The sequence below is a fragment of the Lysinibacillus sp. NPDC056185 genome, assembly GCF_047737915.1.
Lineage (GTDB): Bacteria > Bacillota > Bacilli > Bacillales_A > Planococcaceae > Lysinibacillus.
Map to the genome: position 1 here is coordinate 83,754 of NZ_JBLLLQ010000003.1, position 24,287 is coordinate 108,040.

At 36.3% G+C, this 24,287-nt stretch carries 29 protein-coding genes; 21 read left to right on the forward strand and 8 right to left on the reverse strand.

All coding sequences use genetic code 11. The features are described from left to right. Positions 1-98 precede the first annotated feature (98 nt). A complete protein-coding gene (locus ACMZ42_RS04465) occupies positions 99-890 on the forward strand; it encodes a DUF2268 domain-containing protein (RefSeq protein WP_415730732.1) in 792 nt (263 codons plus the stop codon). Between the two features lie 258 nt (positions 891-1,148). On the opposite strand, the gene ACMZ42_RS04470 is transcribed toward ACMZ42_RS04465, so the two are convergent. From ACMZ42_RS04470 to ACMZ42_RS04480, 3 genes are all read right to left on the reverse strand, one after another. Continuing rightward, on the reverse strand, positions 1,149-2,471 hold the full coding sequence (locus ACMZ42_RS04470) for a CitMHS family transporter (RefSeq protein ID WP_370077163.1): 1,323 nt from the start codon (positions 2,469-2,471) through the stop codon (positions 1,149-1,151). Positions 2,472-2,576: 105 nt separating this feature from the next. Further along, positions 2,577-3,290, reverse strand: a complete 714-nt coding sequence (locus tag ACMZ42_RS04475; protein WP_415730733.1) for a response regulator — start codon at positions 3,288-3,290, stop codon at positions 2,577-2,579. Beyond that, positions 3,259-4,803: an ATP-binding protein gene (locus ACMZ42_RS04480; protein WP_415730734.1), complete on the reverse strand. Its 1,545-nt coding sequence runs from the start codon at positions 4,801-4,803 to the stop codon at positions 3,259-3,261. Before ACMZ42_RS04480 ends, ACMZ42_RS04475 begins: the two co-directional genes overlap by 32 nt. 347 nt (positions 4,804-5,150) lie before the next feature. On the opposite strand from ACMZ42_RS04480, the gene ACMZ42_RS04485 reads away from it, so the two are divergent. Continuing rightward, positions 5,151-5,663 (forward strand): DNA-deoxyinosine glycosylase, encoded by a 513-nt coding sequence (locus ACMZ42_RS04485; protein WP_415730735.1) that lies wholly within the window; start codon positions 5,151-5,153, stop codon positions 5,661-5,663. A gap of 282 nt (positions 5,664-5,945) precedes the next feature. Next, positions 5,946-6,389, forward strand: a complete 444-nt coding sequence (locus tag ACMZ42_RS04490; protein WP_415730736.1) for a transporter — start codon at positions 5,946-5,948, stop codon at positions 6,387-6,389. Positions 6,390-6,624: 235 nt separating this feature from the next. Here ACMZ42_RS04490 and ACMZ42_RS04495 read toward each other — a convergent pair whose 3' ends face one another. Further along, positions 6,625-7,116, reverse strand: a complete 492-nt coding sequence (locus tag ACMZ42_RS04495) for an SRPBCC family protein (protein WP_415730737.1) — start codon at positions 7,114-7,116, stop codon at positions 6,625-6,627. 134 nt (positions 7,117-7,250) lie between these two features. Here ACMZ42_RS04495 and ACMZ42_RS04500 point away from each other — a divergent pair, with 134 nt between their 5' ends. Next, complete coding sequence (locus ACMZ42_RS04500; RefSeq protein WP_415730738.1) at positions 7,251-7,610, forward strand: YybH family protein; 360 nt, start codon at positions 7,251-7,253, stop codon at positions 7,608-7,610. Here the strand turns inward: ACMZ42_RS04500 and ACMZ42_RS04505 are convergent. Further along, positions 7,607-8,401, reverse strand: coding sequence for a sulfite exporter TauE/SafE family protein (locus ACMZ42_RS04505; protein WP_415730739.1), 795 nt, complete (start codon positions 8,399-8,401; stop codon positions 7,607-7,609). The genes ACMZ42_RS04500 and ACMZ42_RS04505 overlap by 4 nt on opposite strands. Positions 8,402-8,660: 259 nt before the next feature. Here ACMZ42_RS04505 and ACMZ42_RS04510 point away from each other — a divergent pair, with 259 nt between their 5' ends. The 13 genes from ACMZ42_RS04510 to ACMZ42_RS04570 all read left to right on the forward strand — a co-directional run bounded on the left by ACMZ42_RS04510 (position 8,661) and on the right by ACMZ42_RS04570 (position 18,795). Then, on the forward strand, positions 8,661-9,473 hold the full coding sequence (locus tag ACMZ42_RS04510; protein ID WP_415730740.1) for an alpha/beta fold hydrolase: 813 nt from the start codon (positions 8,661-8,663) through the stop codon (positions 9,471-9,473). 43 nt (positions 9,474-9,516) lie between these two features. Further along, positions 9,517-10,050 (forward strand): nucleotidyltransferase family protein, encoded by a 534-nt coding sequence (locus ACMZ42_RS04515; RefSeq protein ID WP_415730741.1) that lies wholly within the window; start codon positions 9,517-9,519, stop codon positions 10,048-10,050. 56 nt (positions 10,051-10,106) lie between these two features. Further along, positions 10,107-10,601: a DinB family protein gene (locus tag ACMZ42_RS04520; protein ID WP_415730742.1), complete on the forward strand. Its 495-nt coding sequence runs from the start codon at positions 10,107-10,109 to the stop codon at positions 10,599-10,601. Then, positions 10,583-11,413 (forward strand): helix-turn-helix domain-containing protein, encoded by an 831-nt coding sequence (locus tag ACMZ42_RS04525; protein WP_415730743.1) that lies wholly within the window; start codon positions 10,583-10,585, stop codon positions 11,411-11,413. Before ACMZ42_RS04520 ends, ACMZ42_RS04525 begins: the two co-directional genes overlap by 19 nt. A 222-nt stretch (positions 11,414-11,635) precedes the next feature. Continuing rightward, positions 11,636-12,619, forward strand: coding sequence for an ABC transporter substrate-binding protein (locus ACMZ42_RS04530; protein WP_415730744.1), 984 nt, complete (start codon positions 11,636-11,638; stop codon positions 12,617-12,619). 89 nt (positions 12,620-12,708) lie between these two features. Continuing rightward, positions 12,709-13,716 (forward strand): FecCD family ABC transporter permease, encoded by a 1,008-nt coding sequence (locus ACMZ42_RS04535; protein ID WP_415730745.1) that lies wholly within the window; start codon positions 12,709-12,711, stop codon positions 13,714-13,716. Further along, positions 13,709-14,740, forward strand: coding sequence for a FecCD family ABC transporter permease (locus ACMZ42_RS04540; protein ID WP_415730746.1), 1,032 nt, complete (start codon positions 13,709-13,711; stop codon positions 14,738-14,740). The genes ACMZ42_RS04535 and ACMZ42_RS04540 overlap by 8 nt, the downstream gene beginning before the upstream one ends. Positions 14,741-14,769: 29 nt before the next feature. Continuing rightward, positions 14,770-15,552 (forward strand): ABC transporter ATP-binding protein, encoded by a 783-nt coding sequence (locus ACMZ42_RS04545; RefSeq protein WP_415730835.1) that lies wholly within the window; start codon positions 14,770-14,772, stop codon positions 15,550-15,552. After that, positions 15,549-16,328, forward strand: coding sequence for an alpha/beta hydrolase (locus ACMZ42_RS04550; RefSeq protein ID WP_370077136.1), 780 nt, complete (start codon positions 15,549-15,551; stop codon positions 16,326-16,328). The genes ACMZ42_RS04545 and ACMZ42_RS04550 overlap by 4 nt, the downstream gene beginning before the upstream one ends. A 94-nt stretch (positions 16,329-16,422) precedes the next feature. Beyond that, positions 16,423-16,899 carry a GNAT family N-acetyltransferase gene (locus ACMZ42_RS04555; protein WP_415730747.1) on the forward strand — a complete coding sequence of 159 codons (477 nt, stop codon included), beginning with the start codon at positions 16,423-16,425 and terminating at the stop codon, positions 16,897-16,899. A gap of 12 nt (positions 16,900-16,911) precedes the next feature. Beyond that, the gene (locus ACMZ42_RS04560; protein ID WP_370077132.1) at positions 16,912-17,556 is read left to right on the forward strand and encodes a hypothetical protein; all 645 of its coding nucleotides are present in this window, start codon (positions 16,912-16,914) and stop codon (positions 17,554-17,556) included. A gap of 92 nt (positions 17,557-17,648) precedes the next feature. Continuing rightward, the gene (locus ACMZ42_RS04565; protein ID WP_415730748.1) at positions 17,649-18,131 is read left to right on the forward strand and encodes a hypothetical protein; all 483 of its coding nucleotides are present in this window, start codon (positions 17,649-17,651) and stop codon (positions 18,129-18,131) included. 151 nt (positions 18,132-18,282) lie between these two features. Next, positions 18,283-18,795 (forward strand): YfiT family bacillithiol transferase, encoded by a 513-nt coding sequence (locus ACMZ42_RS04570; RefSeq protein WP_415730749.1) that lies wholly within the window; start codon positions 18,283-18,285, stop codon positions 18,793-18,795. 137 nt (positions 18,796-18,932) lie between these two features. Here the strand turns inward: ACMZ42_RS04570 and ACMZ42_RS04575 are convergent, their stop codons facing one another. Both ACMZ42_RS04575 and ACMZ42_RS04580 read right to left on the reverse strand, forming a co-directional pair. Beyond that, a complete protein-coding gene (locus ACMZ42_RS04575) occupies positions 18,933-19,544 on the reverse strand; it encodes an exosporium glycoprotein BclB-related protein (RefSeq protein WP_415730750.1) in 612 nt (203 codons plus the stop codon). A 250-nt stretch (positions 19,545-19,794) separates the two neighbouring features. Continuing rightward, complete coding sequence (locus ACMZ42_RS04580) at positions 19,795-20,874, reverse strand: hypothetical protein (RefSeq protein WP_415730751.1); 1,080 nt, start codon at positions 20,872-20,874, stop codon at positions 19,795-19,797. A gap of 246 nt (positions 20,875-21,120) precedes the next feature. Here ACMZ42_RS04580 and ACMZ42_RS04585 point away from each other — a divergent pair, with 246 nt between their 5' ends. The 4 genes from ACMZ42_RS04585 to ACMZ42_RS04600 all read left to right on the forward strand — a co-directional run bounded on the left by ACMZ42_RS04585 (position 21,121) and on the right by ACMZ42_RS04600 (position 23,587). Next, positions 21,121-21,759, forward strand: coding sequence for a hypothetical protein (locus ACMZ42_RS04585; protein ID WP_415730752.1), 639 nt, complete (start codon positions 21,121-21,123; stop codon positions 21,757-21,759). Positions 21,760-21,904: 145 nt separating this feature from the next. Continuing rightward, positions 21,905-22,480, forward strand: coding sequence for a hypothetical protein (locus tag ACMZ42_RS04590; RefSeq protein ID WP_415730753.1), 576 nt, complete (start codon positions 21,905-21,907; stop codon positions 22,478-22,480). Further along, entirely contained in the window at positions 22,473-22,769 is a 297-nt protein-coding gene (locus ACMZ42_RS04595) for a hypothetical protein (protein WP_415730754.1), read from the forward strand. Before ACMZ42_RS04590 ends, ACMZ42_RS04595 begins: the two co-directional genes overlap by 8 nt. Before the next feature lie 14 nt (positions 22,770-22,783). Then, a complete protein-coding gene (locus tag ACMZ42_RS04600; RefSeq protein ID WP_415730755.1) occupies positions 22,784-23,587 on the forward strand; it encodes a hypothetical protein in 804 nt (267 codons plus the stop codon). A gap of 61 nt (positions 23,588-23,648) precedes the next feature. Here the strand turns inward: ACMZ42_RS04600 and ACMZ42_RS04605 are convergent, their stop codons facing one another. Next, positions 23,649-23,978 (reverse strand): hypothetical protein, encoded by a 330-nt coding sequence (locus ACMZ42_RS04605; protein ID WP_415730757.1) that lies wholly within the window; start codon positions 23,976-23,978, stop codon positions 23,649-23,651. Between the last annotated feature and the right edge of the window lie 309 nt (positions 23,979-24,287).

The following is a 24,287-nucleotide window of genomic DNA, read 5'->3' on the forward strand; positions in this document are numbered from 1 at the left end:
CTCCTTTCGACTTCCTTATAAGCTAATATATGCGGTTGCAATCATTATCACTAGCCGATTGTCTACTTCAGACATAAGCTATAGTAAGGGGGGAATGTATGTCTGTAATACCAACAGATGAGTGGCTCAATCAATTAATAGCTAGTCAAAGGCTTAATCTCAGTAAAAACTTTGAAGACTTACAACGTTCTATTCTTTGCGATCGTTTAGTAGGGATTTTTATTGGTGGATCTCCAGATGAAATACAATTTGAACTACAGCAACAGGGGCTTTTTAAATCACATGAAAAAATAGACATTAACAAGTTAAAAAAACAAAACGTTTGGGAAGTAGTACAGAAGGAATTTAACTATTTAAAGGAGAAATGGAACGGTCCAACAATACCAATCTATATCTTTCCGATCACGCAGGAGCAAACGATTACTAATAAAAACGGTGTAGCCTATCCAAATGCTATGTTTTTATATATTGGAGAGCTTGAAAAGCAGGAGCTTAAAGCGTTATTTGCACATGAGTATAATCATGTTTGTCGTCTGCAATATTTAGATAAATCTCTAGATGAAGTGACTCTGTTAGATTCTTTAATTTTAGAGGGATTAGCAGAATGTGCAGTGGAGGAGATTTACGGTGATAAATGGTTAGCGCCATGGTTGAGGTCCTACTCATTAGATAAAATGCTAGAAATTTGGAAGGGGCATATTTTGCCTCAAATCAATATTCAGGGTTTAAACAATCATGCTGAATTTTTATATGGTGGAAAGCTTCCTCAATGGATAGGGTATTGTATTGGTTATGAAATTGTAAGGACGTATAAAAAAAATCATTCATCCAATAACCTGCATGTAAAAAGCTCAAAGGAAATACTTGATGGCTCTGATTTTCCATTATAATCAATACCTAAGTAAAAGGAGAAGTGGAGACTGGGCGACTCCTTGGGGTCAGATCAAGATCACAGATCGCAGCGTCACGGATGAAACCCTAGAGCACAGCGGATGTGTTCTGTGCGAAAGCAACAACAACAACAAAAGCGGCTCATCGGACGCCCCAGGAAAGCGCCCAGCCAGAACGGAAATCGACCCTACGCTATGAGGATAGAAAAATAACCAGTTGCCGATTAATACTCGACAACTGGTATTCTAGTTAATTTATTAGATAGCAATAATTCCTAGTGCTACAGCAATGAAAAGTAAAGTAATGCTCAATCCCCACATCCAGAAGAAAGAGTACTTTAAGTGTTTCCCCATTTCTAAGCCTGATAAGCCTAAAGCTAACCAAACAGCAGGGGCAAGTGGCGATACAAATGTACCTACAATATTACCAATAATCATTGCATAGGCAGTTGAAAGAGAATCAATATCGAAAGATAAGCCAATCTGTTCAACTACAGGGAATAAAGCGAAGTAATATGCATCTGTACTTAGTAATAAATCAAATGGTACCCCTAATACCCCGATAATGATATGTAAATAAGATGATAGGGCTGATGGTAGAATGTTTACAGCGTTGTTGGCAATTGCAGTTAACATCCCAGTACCATTAAGGATACCTAAAAATAATCCAGCAGCAATGATGATAGATGCCATCGTTAAGGCATTCGGAGCATGTGCTCGTACACGTTCCATCTGTTCTTTAGGAGAACGATAGTTGATTGGTAAGGCGATGGCCACCCCAATTAAAAAGGCTAATCCTGCTGGTAAAATACCTGCAACTAAAATGCCGATAACAAGAACAGTAACAATTGCATTAATCCACAATAGTTTTGGTCGTTGTAAGCTTGTGTCTACTTCTGATGAAACAACACCTTGTGTAATAACATGATCATCATTTGTGAAGTCAAGGGTACCATATTGTTTTAGAATACGGCGCTTTTCTCTAAAACCAAGGAACACTGCTAAAGCTATCATTAACACGACACCAATGATTTGAATAGTGATTAAAGGATACCAAAGTTCAGTTACATCCGTCTCTAAAACTGAAGCAACACGACCTAATGGACCACCCCAAGGAATCATATTAATAACTGCTGCAGCTCCCCCAACTAGTAACAGCAATAGATATGGATTCATGCGTAAACGTAAATATAAAGGCAATAATGCTGGGATTGTAATTAAAAATGTTGAAGCACCAGAACCATCTAGCTGCGCTACTACAGCAATGATCACTGTTATTACTGCAACGACAATAATATTTCCTTTTGAAAGCGCAATCATTTTATTGATCAATGGTTCGAATAATCCTACATCCTGCATAATACCAAAGAAAATAATAGCAAAGATAAACATAACAGCTACGTTCATCACAGAGCTTAATCCAGAACTAAAGAATTCTCCTAATTCATCAAAATTAAAGCCAGCTATAAATGCTGCTACGATAGGTGGTATTACCATTGCTACAAGTGGTGATACACGACCACTAATAAGTAGAGCAACAATAATAATAATTGTTAAAAATCCGATTATACTTAAACTCAAAAATATTTCCTCCCTTTGTGATCAATCATTCTGATTATTTAAAAAATATCATAGTGCCAAAGGGAGGAAAACAATATAGTCATATGTTAAATAAAGAATATAATATTAGTTTTGTTCATAAGTTCCATGATATACATATTTCCGTTCAGGTCTTCCGACGGTGCCGTAAATCAATTTTGTCTGTAAAAACTGTTCGCCAACTAAGTATTCTAAATAACGGCGGGCTGTTGAACGACTTGAACCGATGAGTTCGCTTAATTGTGAGGCTGTAAGATCCTGGGTTTTGAGATCTTCGAAAATGCTTTTAACAATCTGTAATGTGTGCAAATCAATGCCTTTTACAAACGTTTCTTCATCTATTATTTTATTGGTGGATTCCCTATAAAATAATGAATCAAGATCCTTTTGAGTGACATTTTTGCTATTTTGAAATAAATGATGTTCCTGTAAATATTTCTGAAATGCTCTTTGAAGTCGTTGCTCTTCAAAGGGTTTTATTAAGTAATCTGAAATCCCTAAGTCCAATATATCCTTTATTAAACTTATTTCAGTTGCTGCTGAGATTACGATAATTTTTATAGATGGATAGAGGTGGCGAATATGGCTTACTAATGAGCTACCTTCAACATCAGGAATATACAAATCTGTTAATATAATTTCTGGTAAACTAGAGGTCGTCTTTAGCTTTTCAATCGTTTCTTTTCCTGTGCGTAAATTTTCAGTAACGATAAATCCTTTTATATTATGAACATAATCTGCATGAATTTTTGCTACTCTAAAGTCATCTTCAATAATCCATACACTTTTTGATATTGTCATTCTCAATGTCTCCTTTAGGAACTATTATTAAAAAACATGCTCCTGATAAATCACCTGAATCCAATAAAATTTCCCCATTTATCTCCTGAAGGGCTTTCTTGCTTATAGCTAGCCCATGTCCGCGATCTAACCCTTCTTTAGTAGATACCCCTTTTGTAAAAATTTTATCGTACATATTGTTATCAATACCTGGTCCATTGTCTTGAATCTCAAATAAGTAATGATTTTTATAATTGTTAATTGATAGTTGAATCACTTTATTTGAGGATTCCCAGCTTTTTAAAATTTCAATAGCGTTTTGAAGTACATTACCAAGAGCTGTTAGAATAGCGTTTTCTTGCTGCTTAGATAATTCGATAGATGAAGAAATTTCGTTTAGCTCGAGTTTGATGCCTAGTTCTGCGGCTTCTGCAATTTTCCCCTGAATTAATGCAAGTAGAAGAGGGGTTGTTACATTGCTATTTAAAAAAGCTTGATTTTTAAGTTGTATATTTCGTTCTTCTTTAATAAATTCAATGGCTTCGTTGTAATGCTTATGAACAAGTAAACCTAAAATGATATGAAGCTTATTAGCAAATTCATGAGTATATGCCCGTTGAACATTTGCATACTGCTTCATCTGTTTTAATTCATCGATGATTTTTTGAATATCTACTTTCTTTCTAAAGGTGTATAGTGAGCCAATTTTCCTTTTCTTTTCAACTAAAGGCGTTTTATTTAAAATGATAATATGCTCATCAAGTGGTAGCTCTAGATTATGAATGTTTTTCTCTGCAACAATTTTAGGCGTAAAAATATGTTCAATTTTTGCACCCATCCAATCTGATAGAGATTTATTGTGAGCTGAATCTAGCATTTCATAAGCACTTTTATTGATGGTCGTAATTTGATTAAAGTGATCGACAGCTATTATACCCTCGGCTGTTGTTTCTAAAATGACCTTGTTTTGTTGATATAACTTAGCAATTTGAATAGGTTCCATATTAAACAATAACTTTTTAATATAAATGGAAATAGCTATTGCACCCAATATGCCTATTATAAGAATAAATACGGTGTATTTGATCCATTTGTGAATATAGCTTTCGATGATTGTATCGATATTTTCTGTTAAAAAACCGACAGATACAACACCAATAATTTTATTGTCTAATATGATGGGGGCTTTACCTCGAATAGATTCGCCTAATGACCCTATAGTTTTAGAAATATAAGCTTGTCTATCTAGCAATGCAGCATCATTATCTCCACCAACCATTTTTTCTCCAATTTTATCTTTTATAGGATGTGAATAACGAATTCCTTCAGAATTACCAACGACAATATATGCTGCGCCAGTTTCTTTTCTTAAAGGCTCGACGATTGGTTGGATGATTTCACTTGGATTTTCTTTATTAAATGCGGTAATGATTTCTTCCATAGATGCGAGGGTTTTTGCAATATTTAATGCTTCCTCTCCCATCTGTTTTTCTGTCGTATCCCGAATATGTTCTTGCAAAAGATACATAAACATACCACATATTAAAAGAATCAAAATACTTATTAAAAAAATCATTTTAACTGTAAGAGATTGGAACCAACTTCTCATATTTCACCTCTATGTAGTTTGATACTCGGAATTAATTTTTCTTCGTATAGGCACTTTAAAAAATAAGTGACAGTATACTAACAAAAACATCTCAAAAAGAGTGCATTTGAATTAGTCTATCATAAATATCCAACAAATAGAGAAAGGCCCTCAAGCTTGATTTATTTAATCAACCCGCGATATGAAAAGTATTGATTTTTGATAATTGATACATGCCCTTCAAGGATATTGCCACAAATTTTCCGCTACAATATAAAGAAGGAGTGATTGTAATGTCGAATGAACTTAAAAATGTATTACCACCAGTTATTGATCTATCAACGAAGGTGCTAATTGTCGGCTCAATGCCAGGAAAGCAATCATTAGAGAAACAACAATATTATGGTAACCCGCGCAATCACTTTTGGCCGATTATTGAGAGAATATTAGAAGTAGATGTACCTCAGGATTATGGACAAAGATTAAAATTGTTAAAGGATCATCATATCGGTCTCTGGGATACAATTGAATCGTGCGAACGCAAAGGGAGCTTAGATGCGGCCATTCGCAATGAAAAACCGAATGATTTTAAAACGCTTTTTGAACACTATCCTAATATTGAGTTAGTGCTTTTCAATGGCGCAAAGTCATTCGAAGTTTTTAAAAAGCATATTGGCCTTGAGGTTTTAGATGGTCGAGCATATCAGAAAATGCCTTCTACTAGCCCAATACCAGGTAAAAATATTAAATCTTTTGAAGAAAAGCTAGAGGATTGGCGAGTGATAAGCGCGTATTTGCTTAGATAATTTCATTACAAAAAATCTCCTCATATTAGTGTTATTTGACGGAGAGGATTATAAGTACTATTGAATTGGACATTACTGCCGAGTGTTTAGTTAGTTCCTGCGGGGCATTAATAGAATTTAAAATGATATTTTTCAGCAAAGGTACGACTTTTTTTCTTGGAAAACATACCTTGTAAATACGATTACGCTTTAGAACGACTGAATACAAGACCAATGGGCAATTTGCTCAACGGTTATTAGCCCTTTTACATATATTGAATTATGTAAAGGGAGGGGTTTATCATGTACAATCCATATGAAGAAATTATGCCACTGCCAGAACCCGGTTTCGAACCATCATTTGGACTTCCTGGCTTTAGACCGCCACCATCATTTGGACCACCCGGTTTTGGACCACCACCAACATCTAGACCACCAAGTTTTGGGCCGCCACCACCGTCTGGACCGCCTGGTTTTGGGCCGCCGCCAGCAGGTCAAATGCCTCTTGGACCACCGCCTAGCTTTGTGCCATCACTTCCACCTTTTGGAGTAGGTACAAGTGGTATTCAATCATGCTTATTCAGGAATACGTATATATGGATGTTAAATGGAACAGGCTTTTGGTTCTTCCTAACTGCTGTAGGAAGAGAGTTTATTGCAGGGTTCCGCTGGAGTAGTAGAAGTGGTTGGCGCTTCCAAACTATTGCAAGAAGAAATATTCGCTCGTATGAATGTTCGAGATGGTAATTAGGCGTATTAAGTAGCCATGTTAAACTTTGTTCCTTTATTACTAATCCCAAAGAAGTCGTCTAATCGGAACGAAGACAAACTATATTACTTAGCATGTATCTTCTAGTATGTTATTCCGAAAGCGAATAAAACGTAAATCAACTAAACGTCTGCATTGACCATTTTATTTTTCAACAAGAATAAAACTCCTAAAGCATGTGTCTCTGCTCTAGGAGTTTTATTCGTGATATGTTTAAATCTCCTCTACAGCATCCACAAGTTGTTTATACTCTGCAAACCATTTTTGCCATTCTTCCATTGGAAATTTCTCATGTACAGTTCCGTTTAATAAGTCCGAAAGCAGGTTTAAGCATATATGCCAGCCGGCTAAATCTTTAGGCGTATGGTCAGTTAGCCCACCAATCGTTTCAAGTAATACTAATATGGAGCCATTGTCAGTGGGGGAGAGTTCAAATCTTACTGTATCTTTGCCCCAATCAAATTCGAGTACTTCCTTCTCGGCATAGTCTGTAATCGCTATTTCCTTATAAGCATTTGTTTCATCATTCATATTAAAATGGATTTTGCCATTCTTTCGAAGATCAATGATTTCTAAATTATTCATCCATTTTTGAAGCTTTTCATTCTCCGTTAATACGGCCCAAACAGCATCAGCTGAATGTGACAGCGGACGGTTGAATTTTACGACATAGTTATTTTGTTGTTTTTGAATAATAGCGAGCATAAAGATCCTCCTTATTTACTTTACCTCATCATAAACTGTTTGAAATAGTCTTGTCACACCTTCTGCTATTTCATTCTTTTTTGTTTCTAAGTAGTAGAATTCCGGTTAATATTAGTTAAAAAGGGGGAATTACCATGCCGTATCAACAAGCTTTAGAGAGTTATATTGCAGCGACAAACTCCCATGATTTTAATAACGTAAAGGAAATTTTGCATCCGCAAGCAGTGTATTGGTTTTCGGATAAAACATGCATAACCTTAGAAGAAATAGGTGCTTATTTTAATAATGCTTGGAATTTGATAAAGGAAGAGATATATTCAGCTACTAATGTCCAGTGGCTTACGGTTGATGAACAATCAGCTACCTGCATTTATACATACCACTATGAGGGCTATCATAACAGAAAATTTGTATCAGGTAGCGGAAGGGCAACGAATATTTTTACTGTCCTAAACAATGAATGGAAGTTAATTCATGAACATTTAAGTAGTTAAATGATTTTTATTGCTACTTGAATAAGTAGTAATGTAATGATGATTATTAGTAGTATTTTAGCTGCTTTTATCGGAATTTTCGGTAGAATTAAAAGGCCGAGTTGGGAGCCGATAATGGAGCCTATTGCCATCGCTATTGCATATTGCCATTGAATAAAGCCAGTTTGGTAAAATACTAAAAATGCCCCTGTACAGCTCCCGAATATAAGTACACGTGTGAGCTGTACAGCCTTTATGTAGGAGTAATGATAGCGTAAAAAATGCAGTATGCTGAAGGTTGAAGAGCCGGGTCCAAAGCCGCCATCATAAACTGCAATTAAAAATGGCTGCCATAATTTATTACTGTGTTTAGTGTCATTTTCTTCTGAGCTAATAGTCCATTCTTTATTTTTCAACGTTATAAACAGGGCGAAAATAAGTAGCATGCATGCAATAATATTCATTGCTTTTTCTGAGATGGATACTGTTAGGAGTGCTCCACACACGCCTCCGGCAATTGCTACAGCAACATATTTCATAATAGCTGCTAGACGAAGCTCTTTATGATAAAGAAGATAAAAGATGCTCGACAACGCTGCAATGCCCGATGAAAATTTATTCGTAGCAATGCCTGTTTGAATAGGTATACCAACAAGCATCATAGCAGGGATCGTAATTAGCCCAGCACCTCCAGCAAGTGTACCGATAAAAGCAGCAATAACTCCGATACCGACGAGCGTCAGTGAAAGCTTTGTATAAAAAAGTCCTATTGCAATGGCAACGGTCACAATGAAAATAAAAGATTTTTTCATAAGCGGCTCCTTTAATGTTGTTAGTTAAAGGGTAATGGTAAACAATTTATAAATCTAATATATTATTTTTCGTTTTGTATAAATGATATTTATACAAAGTACAACTGATTTTTTCTTTTTAAATACAGTCTTCTTAAAGCTTCAACCTCTCCTAATTTATTATGCTTACGTTCATCTGCATAGCCCCTTTGAAATAGAATTAAAAATAGTTATTATTGTAAGTAATGGAAGTGATCATTTGCTGAAGGGGATGGTAGCAATGAAACAAAATATTTATCAATGGGGCGACTCACAAAATCCAACGTTAATCTTTTTACATGGGCTAGGGAGTACGGGCCAAGCATTTGGAGAACTAGCAAAACATTTATCAGAGTATCATATCGTCACTTTTGATTTACCTGGACACGGCTATGCAAAAGCCTTGGAAGAAGAAAAGGCTTATTTTCCGTCCAATTTGATTGAAAACATAGAAGAAACAATAAATCAGCAGTTAGGGTATACATCTCATTATTTAATAGGTCATTCTTTTGGGGCTGATTTGGCATTGCATTATGCCGCTAAATATCCTAAACGAATAAAGGGAATTATTTTGTTAGATGGCGGTTATTTGTCGCCGAAAGATCTTGGCATGTCATTAGAAACAGAATTACAAGCTATAGAGAAATTTTGCGATGAAGTAAGATTCCCATCATGGGACGTATTTTTTGAATCGGAAAAAGAAGAGCTTTCCCGATGGTCAGTAGAGCTGGAAGAGGCATCGAAAGCTCAAGTTAAGGAACAGGATGGAGAAATTAGACTAACGATTTCTACTTTTACAGGGCAATCTATCATAAAAGGTATTTATGCAGAACCTGTCACAGATATAATTGCACAGGTGCATTGCCCGGCTCTATTGATACGCGCAACAAAACCAACTGAAATAAACTCTACTAGAAAGAAGAGTATTCAAATTTTGCAAACAAGAGTTAAGAACTTGGCTATTGAACCAATCACGGATGCGGGGCATGATATTTTCCGTGAAGCACCTAAGGATGTTGCTAAAAAAATAAGAACATGGGTTGAGAATCATTAATAAAGAAATAGCGCAAGCATTGGTATGACAAATTCTGAGGTGAATGAAACTGATAAAAACAGAAGAAGAGCTAAAAAACTTAATTGCAGCAGATGAATGGATGATGGAAATTTTAACAACTGTAGAAAAGCTACAATTACCAGATTCATGGGTATGCGCTGGATTTATTCGCTCGAAGGTGTGGGATTTTCTACATAAAAAGGAGTACAGAACACCATTAGCCGATATTGATGTAATATATTTTGATAAAGTAAACTCTTTAGAAAAATATGAGAAGCAGTATGAACAAAAATTGACGAAGTATTTACCGAATGAGCCTTGGTCTGTGAAAAATCAAGCGAGAATGCATGTAGTAAATAATAGTGAACCTTATCAATCATCTATTGATGGCATTGCGCATTTTCCAGAAATACCGACAGCTATTGGTGTGAGGCTAACTAATGGAAGACTTGAAATAGCAGCACCTCATGGTATCAAGCACTTAGTTTCTGGGATTGTCGCTCCTACACCATATTTTCAGAAAGGCTCTCCAATGCATGAGGTTTATATGAATAGAGTTCGTAACAAACAGTGGTAATTAAGTTGGTCGAAGCTACAGATTGTCTACTAAATTGAAGCGAAGGAGCTAAAGACGTGTATTACGATAAACATCATATAATTTCGCATTATGAAAGATCTATCGTGTTTGTGGAAAGCTTAGCAAACATAACAGAAGAACAATGGCGTACTCCTATAGAATCTGGAAAATGGACGGTTGCAGAGGTCATTGGACATCTTACTCCGTGGGATGAATTCGTGATAAAACAACGTCTACCGTTTCTTTTTACAGAAGAAAGCTTACCAAAAGGACCGGCTGTAGAAGAGATGAATGCTAGTGCGGCAAGGAATAGTCGTGCACAAAGTAAAGAAGAAACGATAGCCGATTTTATCACTCAGAGACAGCAGCTAATTGACGCACTTTATCAAATAGTGGATAAGCAATGGCAGCAGCCTTTTACAATAGGTGCATCAGAATTAACACTTTCCGGTTATTTTGCTAGTTTAGCAGATCATGATTTGCATCATTTTTCTCAAGTACAAAAAGCTTTAAAGAATATAGAGGGTATAAAGTGGATATCAAGCATTTAATCGATTATTATGCACATGCATCTGTAAGTTTTACGGATGTTTTTACAAATAAAATGGAGCCGGGCCAAATAGATATTGGTCGAACAACAGCCCCTAGGAAGTGTGGCTTGGTTGTGCCGCTGGCGGGTAGCGCTATATTTAGCTTTAACGGTATCCCTTATGCAATGGAGCCGGGTATGGTCGTACATGCAGGGCCACAAATGCCAATCGAAATTAAAGTTACTAGCGATCAGGAATGGGAGTATGCAGTTGTACATTATCATATTCCTCCCGAAGAAATACCTCAATATCCATTATCAGCTCAGCATTTTTTTATCAATACAGGCTATCATACAAAAATTATTGACTATGTACAGCAGCTAATAGAAAGCCAAGCAATGCCAGGTAATATGTCAATATTCAAAGCAAAGATTCTATTTATGAATCTTTTGGAAGCCATTCTTATGTCGGCAAAAGTGAAGGTTCTTGATACGGCAAGTGAGCAGATGGAGCAAGCTTTACAGTATATACATGAGAATTATGCTAAACAACTTTCTGTTTCGAAAATTGCTGAAGAATTTGGCGTGGAGCGTCGTAGGTTTGCCTATTTGTTTGAACAGCATACTGGGATGAATCCTAGCATTTACTTAACGGAATATCGTATACGACGGTCGAAGGAGTTACTGAAATATGACAATTCCCCAGTAGCGGAAATAGCTGAATGTGTAGGTTATGTAGATTGCTTTTATTTTAGTCGAGTATTTAAAAAATGTACGGGAATGTCCCCGACAGCTTATCGGAAATTAATGATGGAGGAAGCTAAATACGTATAAAAAGTTGTTTCTTGAAAAAAGAAGCAGCTTTTTTTGTTGTTTCAAATCGGCAAAAGTCCATGTGATTCATGAAATTGTCCATTCACAACAGGTTTTCTCTTTGTTAGGATAGTATCCGTAAATGATAATGAATATCAATTAAATTAATAAAGTCTATTGACTTATAAATGAAAATGATTATCATTATCAATATAATTAAGTTCGTTAGGAGAGAATAAATCTATGAATAAATATTTTAAAATGTGCGCACCCGCTTTATTAGCTCTATCCTTGGCTGCATGTGGTACGGATAAAGCGGAAGAGTCTAATACATCTACAAATAATACGGCAGAAACTAGTGCAACAGAAACACAAACAAATCAGGCGAAAACACAGACGATTACATACTTAGGCGAAAAATATGAACTTCCTGCAGAAGTGAAAAACATTGTAGCTGCAAGTTTAGAATCTATGGAAGATGCGGCAATGCTCGGTATTAAGCCTGTTGGTGTACTTGATATCGGTGGAAAAATTCCTTCCTATCTTGCTTCTGAATTAGAAGGTGCTGAGCTTGTTGGAAATAAAATGACACCGAATACTGAAGCCATTCTTAAACTTGATCCAGATGTTATTTTAGGTTCCTCAAAATACCCTGAGGAAATGGCTGAAAAGCTTAAAAAAATTCAAACGATGATTCCATATTCACATGTCTCTACAAATTGGAAGGAGAATCTAACATTACTTGCCCAGCTTACAGGTAAAGAAGATGAGGCGAAAAAAATCATCGCTGATTATGAAGCGAAGGTTGCTGATTCCCAAGCGAAATCTAAAGAGCAATTAGCGGACAAGCAAGTTCTAGTTATTCGGATACGTGGTGGCATAATGTATATCTATCCAGCAGGCGTTTACTTAAACCCTGTTTTATATGAAGATTTAGGGGCTCCGGTACCAGAGGTTTTAAAAACAGCAAAGGCACAGGCCGAACTATCGCTTGAAACATTAGCAGAGGTAAATCCTGATGCTATTTTCCTTCAATTCGAGGAATCAGAAAATGCTGACGCACCAAAAGCGTTAGAAGAGCTACAAAAAAATCCGATTTTCGCAAGCTTAAAGGCATCACAAAATAAACAGGTTTTCGTGAATGCAATTGAACCGTTAGCACAAGGTGGTACTGCATGGTCTAAGGTGAAATTCTTAGATATCGCAGCTGAAAAATTACTTAAATAGTTTAGACAGGCTGGTAGTAGATTTGGTGGCATCACCAGGCTATTACCAGCCTTTTAAAGGCATAATTGATATAGAAAAAGGTGTGGAAATTGAAAAAAACAAACATGGTGGCATTTTCAATAGTAGCAGCTTCTCCATTCCTAATTGCGGTTGTGGCATTAGTATCTGTTATGTATGGCACAAAAGACATTAGCGCAATTACGGTGTGGCAGGCGATTACTGCATTTGACCCTTCAAATGTGGATCACCAAATTATTCGAACAGGACGCATCCCTAGAATTGCCGCAGTGTTACTAGTTGGAGCATTTTTAGCAGTAGCTGGGGCAGTGATGCAAGGTATTACACGAAATTATTTAGCGTCCCCTTCATTAATGGGAGTTAATGATGGTTCAGCATTTGTGATTACGTTAGCAATAGTATTTTTCCCAGGGCTTCCTAATTACCAAATGATTCTACTTTCAATGCTTGGTTCAGCATTAGGGGCAGGGATTGTCTTTGGTTTTGGCTCTTTAATTCGAAATGGTTTATCACCAGTAAGACTGGCCATTATTGGAACGGTCATTGGTACGTTTTTAAGCAGTATTGCTACAGCCATTGCGATGTATTTCCAAGTATCACAAACGGTAAGTGTTTGGTATAACACAAAGGTACATATGGTGGATATGGATATGCTCATGTTAGCTGTTCCATTTGGAATAATTGGTTTAGTTCTTGCACTGTTATCAGCTAAGGCTATTACAATAACTTCACTAGGAGAAGATATCGCTATTGGACTTGGACAAAAAACAAAAGCAGTGAAAATTATTAGTATGCTTGCTGTAGTTTGTTTAACAGGTACAGCAGTTGCACTTGTAGGAAAGATAGCCTTTGTAGGGTTAGTCATTCCTCATATTACACGTTTCCTTGTTGGAGTCGATTATCGCTTTATCATTCCTTGTGCAGCTGTAGTAGGTGCGTTTTTCTTAGCGCTCTGTGATGTACTTAGTCGCTTTGTTAATTATCCATTCGAAACTCCAATCGGCGTATTAACGGCCTTGGTTGGTGTCCCATTCTTCCTATACTTAGTTCGTAAACACGGAGGTGAACAACGTGCGTAAAAAAACCTCAAGTGTATTTGTTATGACTGTTTCCATACTCATGTTATTTATTTTAGGTGCCAGCTATCTCCATATGACAAATGGTGTCTTTGATATGTCGGTGATGGATGTTTTAAAAACATTGCTGCGCATTGAACCAAATCCAAAATTCGATCTTGTCATTTTTGAATTCCGTTTACCACGTATTGTTATTGCAGCATTAGTAGGTGTTGGCCTAGGGATGGCAGGTGTTGTGCTACAAGGCATTACGCGTAATGGCCTAGCAGATCCTGGGATTTTAGGGATCAATGCTGGGGCTGGTGCAGCGGTGGTCATATTTATGTTTTTCTTTCAATTACGTCTCACATCCGCTGATTATAGTAGCTGGTTATCGATTTTGATGATGCCGATTTTTGGATTCGTCGGTGGTGCGATGGCAGCTATGTTGATTTTCTCATTTGCCCGAAAAAATGGTCATTTAGATATGCAACGGCTAATTTTAACGGGGATTGCGATTAATAGTGGCTTTGGGGCATTGTCACTGTTTTTATCATTGAAAATGAATGCTCAAGATTATGAAGCTGCCGCTGTTTGGATGGCAGGCTCTATTTATAATGCAAACTGGATCTTTGTTGTGACAATGTTACCGTGGCTTATTTTATTAGGCTTTTATGTTTATCGGAAATCGTATTTGCTCGATTATTTTCAATTAGAAGAGGATAGTATTACTAGCTTAGGAATAGCGGTAGAAAAAGAGAAAATGAAGCTGTTATTGGCAAGCGTCGGCTTAGTAAGTGCCTGTGTATCAGTATCAGGTAGTATCGGTTTTATTGGATTAATGGCACCACATATTGCTAAACAGCTTGTTGGTATCCAACATCGTTATGTCATGCCAGTAAGTGCGTTGATAGGCGCGGGATTGCTTATATTAGCTGATTTTATAGGGAAAACAGTATTTGCGCCGTCTGAGCTGGCAGTTGGTATTGTCGTCTCGATTATTGGGATTCCGTACTTCTTATATTTACTAGTGAAATCGAAGGCATAGGAGGAAAAAGTGTGCAAACTGCATTTAGAATGGAAAATTTATCTTCTGGCTATGAGCAGATTCGTGTGTTTGAAGACTTGAATTTAACAATAGAAGAAGGAAAGGTTACGACCATTATTGGTCCCAATGGATGTGGGAAATCTACACTATTAAAAACAATTGGTCGTATATTAAAGAAGCAACAGGGCACGGTTTATTTACAGGATCAAAACATGCAAAATTTATCGACGAAGGAAATTGCGAAAAAGCTAGCTATCTTGTCTCAGACTCCTGTTGCGCCAGGTCAGTTAAAGGTTGAAGAGCTCATTGCTTATGGTCGTTATCCACATCGAAATAACGTTAATCGCTTAACAAACAAGGATGAGGAAATGATTGAATGGGCCTTAAATGTGACAAATACAATGGAGTACCGAAATCGAGAGCTTGCTCAGCTTTCTGGAGGTCAACGCCAGCGTGTATGGCTTGCAATGGCCTTAGCGCAAGAAACAAGTATTTTGTTATTAGACGAACCGACAACATATTTAGATATGGCACATCAGTTAGAAGTGTTAGAAATTGTGAAAAATTTAAACGAGCAGCATCGTTGTACGATCGTTATGGTATTGCACGATATTAATCACGCGGCACGATATTCCGATCGTTTAATTGCAATGCGACAGGGGGCTGTAATGAAAACCGGAACACCTGAGGAAATTTTATGTGCAGATGTTATGCGGAACGTCTTCAATATTAATGCACGTATTATGGAAGATCCAGTTACGAAAACACCAGTATGCTATGGATATGATGTTATGAAGGAGACCAACAAATGATTGAGGAGAAAATCGTGAAAGCACTTGATTATATGACGCAGCAAATTGTATCGAAGTTTACGGATTATACGTATACGGTAAATATTTATGTACCGAACGGAGAAGTACCAGAAGGAGGCTTTCCAGTCTTATACGTATTAGATGGCTCGTCTTATTTTCATCTTGTAAAGGAAGCGGTTCGCCTACAAAGTCGTAATGCACCTAAAACAGGAGTTTTACCAGCCGTTGTCGTTGGCATTGGGCATGGCGCAGACATGCATGAACGACGATTTTATGATTTTACAGGACAAGCCGAAACGTATACTTATCCTGCTAGGTTTAAAGGTAAGGGCCATGAGAAACATGGAGGTGCAGAGAACTTTAGTAGATTTTTAGAGGAGGAATTAAAGCCAAATATTCAGGCTCAATTCCCTGTAAATATGCAACATGAAGCACTATTTGGACATTCATTAGCGGGTTACTTTGTACTTTGGCAATTATTCCATCATCAAGCAAGTTTCCAACGCTATATAGCGATTAGTCCTTCTATTTGGTGGAATGAGCATGAACTAGTAGGTTATGCGTCAACATTTTTAAAAGAGCGTCCATTTGCTTATGAAAAACTATTCATCGGTGTGGGAGAACTGGAAACCTTTATGGTTGATGATGCACAACAAATCGCGAGTAAATTGCAGAATATCATGGATATCTCCTTCTATGAAGCGTTGGAGGAAAATCATGCTTCAATCGTTCCAACTGTTATGAGTAGAGCAATACGTTTTGTGAACAAAAAATAAAGAGTGGTGACCGCATTATCTTAAGGTAATGCGGTTTATTTATGATTAAAAATGCATTATAATGTATTTTTAACCATGAAAGGAGTGTTGACAGATGAACATTATTTTAGCACAAGTAGAGGATGCTTCAGTAATTCATAACGTTATGCTACAAGCCTTTAAAGAGTATGAACATGCAACACCACCATCAAGTGCATTAAATGAAACGATTGAATCGATTGAACAGGCGATGATGAAGAAAGGAGAGCATGCCTTCATCGGTTATATAGATGAACAACCAGTTGCAATGGTAAGATTTACACTTAGCGCTCAAGGAATTTATTTTTTTAGATTATCTGTAATTCCAGAAAAGCAAGGACAAGGATTGGCTACAGCATTAATTGCTGAGCTTGAACAATTCGCGTGCACGAAAGGAAAAAGGATTAGTGAATGTAAAGTGCGTATGAGTGTACCAAGAAATATTGAGTTATATCGCTCATTAGGTTATATTGTCACAAAAGAAAGCAAGGAAGAAAATCGTAACGGTTTCTCTCTTTCTGTGGCGACAATGGAGAAACAGCTTACGAATTAGGGGGGACTGCTCTTGAGGAAAAAGCTTGGCTGTTTACATGCACATCATTCAAATATTGAGTATATAGAACAGGCATTTCAAAACATTGAAAACGTAGAACTAGTCCATTTTGTGGATCCAGGTCTTATACTTCAAGTATCGAAAGGGGCAGACAGGTTAGTTTTTAAGGTGAAAGAGCAACTCAAATGGATGGAAAGTTGTGATATGGATGCCATTTTAATAACGTGCACGAATTATATTGCATTGTTAGAGAAAGAACAGCTGGAACTTTCTATTCCAATTATTAAAATAGATGAGCCGTTCTTTGAAACAGTATGTGAAGAAAAACAGCCTCAAATGATTCTTTTTACAAATCCAGAAACCGTAGAAGGTACGATGAACAGACTTCAGCAATACGCTGAGCAACATGAAAAAACAGTAGATGTAGTAGCAAAAGTTATCGACAATACGTTTGAACTGATTATGCAGGGAAAAAAGGAAGCGTATAATAACGCTATTAGACAAACTCTTCATCATCTAGCGGAGGAGCAACGGCAAATTTTAGTTGCACAACTTTCAATGGTTGAGGCTGCACGGCGATTCGAAAAAGAGTCAACGTTAACGATTACTCATCCACTAAAGTCGTTAGCTAAATTTGTGATGAAGTCTATAGAATAATAGTCCGTACCGAATTTTCTGAATACTCTGTAACAATTTGTGTGAAAAATTCGTTTCATAGGAAATAGCCATAACTTATAGGGAGTGTAGTAATGAGGCGATGGGTACTTATGGTAACCGTGTTGTTATTGTTGGCAGGCTGTACAATGAGCGAGAAAGCGATTGCTCTGCCAAATGATTTACCTGATTTTGTGCAAGAAAGTGACTTTAAATCAATTGATTGGGACCAAAAGGTAGCTGAATTTGGAGAGAGAGGTATTATTGGTAATGCAAATAAATCGGGTGTTATCGGTGCCGATATGCCGAGTTTAAACACTCAAAAATGGATGTGGCATATTTGGGGAATTGAAGAAGGTCAAGATACCAAGTTAACAATTGTCGGGTATCATAAAGATTCTAAAACAGTGCATCCTATTTTAGTAGATGGTTGGACTATAGGGCTTGGAGGACCTGCTAATGGTGCAGATGCTCATGCACCTTCAAATGTGACAATCCCGAAGCCTGGAGAATGGGCAATTTTACTTTATACGAATGGGAGCTATTTTGATACGTTAATTTATGATATTACTAAATAAAAAGTTAATATTCCACATAATGTGACCCTCGTTTTGTAAGCAGAAATTCTTACAAAATGAGGGTTTTACTTAAAAAAATTAAGGTGAATAGCGTGAAAAATATAAAATTGGTAATATGAAAAGTAAGAAAATAGAAATGGAGGATAGCTAAATGACCGATTTACGATATCCAATTGGACAATTTCAATTTCCGGATGTAGTGACAGCGCAGCAAGTAAAGGATTGGATAGAGGATATTCGTCTATTACCGACACAACTAGCAGAGGCACTTAACGGAGCAAGTGAACAAGCCTTAACAAAATCCTATCGAGAAAATGGTTGGACGGTTACGCAGCTTGTCCACCATATTGCAGATAGTCATATGAATAGCTATATCCGTTTTAAGCTAGCTTTGACAGAGGATGCTCCAACGATTAAGCCATACAATGAGGAAGAATGGGCAAAGTTACCCGATTCAGAAATGCCTGTCTCAACATCATATAAAATGATTGAGAGCTTGCATGAACGTTGGGTTTATTTGTTAACAAATTTAACAGCAGAGCAATTACAACGAGCATTTAATCATCCTGATACGGGATTAATGACACTTGAAAAAGCTGTAGCCTTATATGCTTGGCACGGGAAGCATCATCTTACTCATATTCAGATTGCTTTGGCGAAATAATAACTAGAACGAAAAGTAGGCGATTTTCCGATTAGGAGAAAATCACCTACTTTTTAAATTTTTTTCAAGTAAATATCGTATGTTACATGGATAAGGATATTATAAGGTAGCTTTAATCTTACCTACGAACATATTTTTTATACAATATTAATTCCTGCACTTGCGTTACCTTCAACAGCAGCAACAATTCCTGAGGAAGTAATGGAGAACACCATTAATAAACGATCACCAGCAGCTACTGGCACTGGTGTAACGTTTGCAGTACCAGATGTAATAGTACCTACTACTATTGTTGAGAGAGCTGGTGTTAAATCAACAAATGCTGTTGTAGGGCTGAAAACATTACTTCCCGCAACCGCACGGTAAATTTGTGCTCTAACTGTTGCTGTTCCTGTAAGGGTTACAGCAACTGTTGCAGACAATGATGCAGAAATAGACGTAATAGTACCAGCACGTGGAACTGAAAAGGCTTCTGTTCCTGTAGCAGCTGTTAAGTCTATATTTGTACCAGTAAGAGTTACCCCTGGAATAGACGTACCGAATCCTACAAGACTAACTGTACCGATTGCGCCACCAAGAACTGATGTTAAAATAACAGGAACTATTCCTGATGAGAATGGGATGATCGAGCCTGTTGCTGGTGGAGTAGTAATACATGCAGCTTCTATAGCTTCAAAAGGACCGAGTGCAGTACACTCATTTTTATTTGCGCAGCCGCCGCACGTTGAATTCATACAATTCATACACATTTTTACACCCCCTTTCTTCATTATTCTATTCAGCTAAGATTATAGAGTGAGGGCAATTAACTACAATGCAATTTTTATATGGAGGTTTCTTTAGGGGAGTTTTTGGCAATGGCAAGTATTCGCTAATGAATATGACTTTCTGCTAATTTTTTAATTGAATACAAAAAAGTCCAATATGTATTTTCATACTTATTGGACGGATTTAACGTATAAATCTCCATTGTAACTGAATTCGGTACACTACTTTAAACTAACTCCATTTTCGAAAGAAATTGAAAAATAAAGAACCCTTCTCTTTTTTATGACCTTCTTCAGCTGATTCTTCTTTTATCTTAGTTTGCTTATTTATCTCTTCAATTTGTGTATGGGTTTCATACACTTCCTCTGACGTAGGTTCAAAAGTTTCAAATACATCACTTTTTAAAATAGGGAAAGTATTTACGTCCCCTTGCTCATTAACCACTTTAGCTGCTTCAAGAATAACAGGTTCATTAACCACTTTAGATACTTCATAATTGTCTAGGTCATTTGTTTTTACAGAGTTCACTTCATCAACAATTACTGTGTTATTTATGTAATTTGCTGGATCTGAGGCATCGGCAGTCGATAAAGTATTAGATTCATAAACTCTAATTGGAATTTCCTGTGCGTTCGTAGCGTTTTTAAAATGGAAGGTAGATTCGGTAGTGGTATTTTTATATAAACCATTATATATCTGGCTTGGATGAGTGTTTATTGATTGAAAGTATTGTTGATTAAAATGGCGTTCTTCGGGTACATTTCTTTGATTTTCGTTGCGAGTAGAGGGTACACCATTGTTGGCATCTAATTGCCCATTTGTTGCTTTACCTGCTAGACTTTGTAGCATTTTATAAGATGGCTGTGCTGACGCATTCGCCGATTGGCTTGTTGTTTGTGCCATTATCGGATCCCTTTGTGCACCGTTAGCCATAAATTTAGGTGTGTTTTCAGTTTTGGGTATAGTGGCAGGCGCTTTAGTATTTTCACTCGTAAGTAATTTGTTTAAAACCCTTAGTATTTCTTGGTTCATTTTCTCAATCATTTGATTCAGAGACTCAATTTGTGTCGATAGAAGGTTTATTTGCTCCTCATAGCCCCTGATTTGTGAATTTTGCTTATCATCTATTGTTTCAGTTTGCCCTTCTAAAAGTGCCGTTTGCGTTTTAATCTCCTCAAAATCCTTTTTCATAAATAGGTAATCATCAATTGAAGTTTCCATTTTCAATGAAGTTAACGTATCCTTGTAGGCATCTAACTTCTGCTTCAATTTCTCAATGTCTTGAGTGGAGTACAATTTTGAATCTTCCATTGCATTTCACCCCTTTCAGTCCATTAATATTTTATTAAAAATATTTACTTTCTGTTACAAATATACAGATTCTTTCAAATGTTTTAGTTTCTCCATTAGAAAAGAAAATGTAAGCAAAAACGATACATACTGATACTTAAGTATTTTAATAAAAATCAAAACGAATTATTTGTTAGCCCATGCACTTAAAGCTAGAAAACATATGATACAAACGAAAGATAAAAAATTTATGGAGGTGTCAAAAGGATGCTAGAGAATATGCCATCCCAGGCACAGGAACTAATTTGTATAAACGTCGATAAGGTATTTGACTGGATTGTAAAGGAGATGTCATTTGATATTTCCCCTACGGGACCAATTACTTTCCCAGGAGTAACACCAACTACTGATTTAACAGGTGCAGTAGTTACATGTAAGGTAGTTCCAGCAACAACTAACCCTATTGTTATCTTGAATCGTGAGAATCGCCAATTCTCCATCGATGGTGCAACTGTATGTCTTCAAAATCTAACTATTCAAAAGAACTTTATTCTTACAATAGTTGTTTGTTTACCAAATGGCACTATGTTCACAAGCAATACTATTCCAGTTTCTCGTTGTGAACAAGTTACATTATGTGCACCAACAGGGACAGACGTAGAAATTTTATTCACTGATTTAGATTGTTTCGTGTGTACAACAGGAACATTAACAGCTGGAACAGGCACAATTACGTTTTCTGCGCTAACAATTACTGTATCAGTTTGCCAAAGTATTCAATCTACATTCCCAGTTACTGTGGAATTCTTAGCGACATTCTGCGAACCAAGAGCAGAATTACCATTCACATGTCCGGGTGTAGTTCGCCCTGCGCAATGCCCTGCTGTATTCCCGTCTGTTGGTTAATGGTACTAACACATAGAAGAGAATCATATTGTAAAGAGAGGGTAATCCTCTCTTTTTTTTTTATGAAAGTATTTCAGAAAGTAGCTATCGTCTAAAGTGTGAATTCTATGGTTAATTTAATACTATTGGCAAGGGGGTACTAATTATGACTACACGTATCGATCCTGTGGAAGAAAAGATAAATGAACTAAAAAAACAAACGGATTTTTATGTTCATGAAATTAAAAAAACGGTTGAGAAGCTTTTTATTCCGGATAGTGTCAACATCATAAGTTATTTCACATCCTCGTTCAATATTTCTTATAATCCTGATGAGGAGAGCTTATGCTTGGGCTCTTATCATATTCGCAATATAGGTAATCAGCCTATAACAAATCCGTATCTATGTATAAAACTGCCTGAAGAATCTCCATTCTCATTCTCAGGAAGGTATGTCTATGAACATTTCGCACCAAATTTAAAAGGAAACAGTAGCTGGGAGCGAATCAATGATCAATCAAGCAAGGAGGAATTCTGGCTTAGACCTATAGGAAAAACAACGCTGGAGCCAAACGAAACACTATCATTCCCTAACTTTCAAATCAAATGGGGTCATAATTTTTCTTATTCAGGAAGTATCATGGGTTTTACATATTGTGATCAGCTAAAAGATGGTGTCGTTGTCTTAAATCCTATTAATCTCAATGGAATTAGTCATACACAGGAGGATGAAAATGAGTGAGTCTGAAAATATAAATCAAAAAATAGATAGTGTTGTCCATCAACTAATAAAGGAACAGCTTACGAATCTATCTAACTATAGTAATACGAAAAATAACAGCTTTGCTTATCTCGAGAAAGGAACTTTGAATCTACTTCTTGCTTATTTAATGTCAGGAGAAAAGAGCAAAGCTGAAGAAATTGGTGATGAGGGAATAGAAATTAAGATTATTAAGCAGCTTGATGAGATGTTAGAGGATAGTAAGGAGCAATTTGAAGAAGTGATTAGTTTACTTAGAAAAATGTCGTGATAGGTGGTGCAAGTGTGGATAATGATATTGTTAAAAACAATGATCCTGTTCAGCTGCAGCAAATGATCATTTTTTTAAGAGCCGAATTAGCGAAATATAAAAATGAAGTTAAAAGGCTCAGAGATAGTGATTATTATTCACTAGTACTGAGATTAGAGCGAGAAAATGTTCAATTAACAGATCAGAAAAAGGAGCTTTCGATGGAGCTTTTAAAGCAGAAGAGAGACCATGAAAGAAAGATAAAAACTTACTACGACGATATACAAGCAAGAGAAATCCAGAAGAAAAAACAACTTTCGGCGATAGAGAGTTTATTAAAAGAATTAGAAGAACTGCGTGCGGAAAATAAATTAATAAAGGAATCTTTAAAATTCACTAAAGAAGAATTGCTTTCTATGAATTCAGATGCTAATGATAGGTCAATTCTGGAAGGCCTTGAAAATAAGTTGAATGTTTTTACAAAGGATATAAGCCAACAAATGAAGATTATGATTGAAGCCGTTGAAAAATCTCAATTAGAACAAGCCGATTTAGACATTCTTAATAAGCATTTAGTCTTGGAAATAGAGGGGAAAAGTACTGAAATAGAAAAATTATCGGAAGAATTAGCGGATGTAAAAAAACATAGCTTTTCTTTAGATCGAAAAACAATGATGAATCCAGAGTTCCTTGCACATTTGGATGCTCAAGTAAATAAGGTATTGGCTCAATCAATGGATTTTGAAAAGCAGTTGAATTATAAATTACGTTTGCTTGATGACTTGGAACACAAATTAAACGAGCTAACTATGGAAATAAATGCTAATGAAACTATATAAAGTATTATGGAAGGCTGTTTCAAAAGTAAGGTGAAACAGCCATTTTTATGTTATGAGGCGATTAACGTGGAATAAAAGAAGATTTTGGCTGGTCTGTAACATTTAGGACAAGTAATGGCACAAGGTGAAAATTCATTTCTTCAGTTAAAAATTTTTCTCCAAAAGTTGTAAGTCTGGCTTTAGATAGGTCAACAGAGTGAACTCTTTCATCGTAATATGTATCATCATCCCCAAACCAATAAATAGTAACATCAGCTATATATGTTCTATCATGCATATACTCAATAAGATCTGCCCACATGTCTAAATTTAAATTGTAATCTGTATGAACAGGTATATTTCCATTTTTGACTTCATTTAAGATATTAAGTATTATTTCATTGTTTTCCAATTAACAACACCACCTTCCGAAATACTTTATGAATTCCAGTCTATAGTATATATAAAACCTCCAAAGCGTCGTTGGGTAACATTTCATAAAAGGTTGTTATTCAATAATATGGCCCGATTGTTGAACAACAAGTTAAACAACACTCTTCAACTAAACTGCGTCGTTAGTTCAAAAAAAATAAAATGAAGGTTGTTTTTTTTCCCCTCTTAAACACTTTAATTATATGAGAGCGAAAAATCGTTGATAACATGGTTCGTGGATAACCTTAATCAACGACATCCACTAGTCTCACATCTCAAATAACTTTTA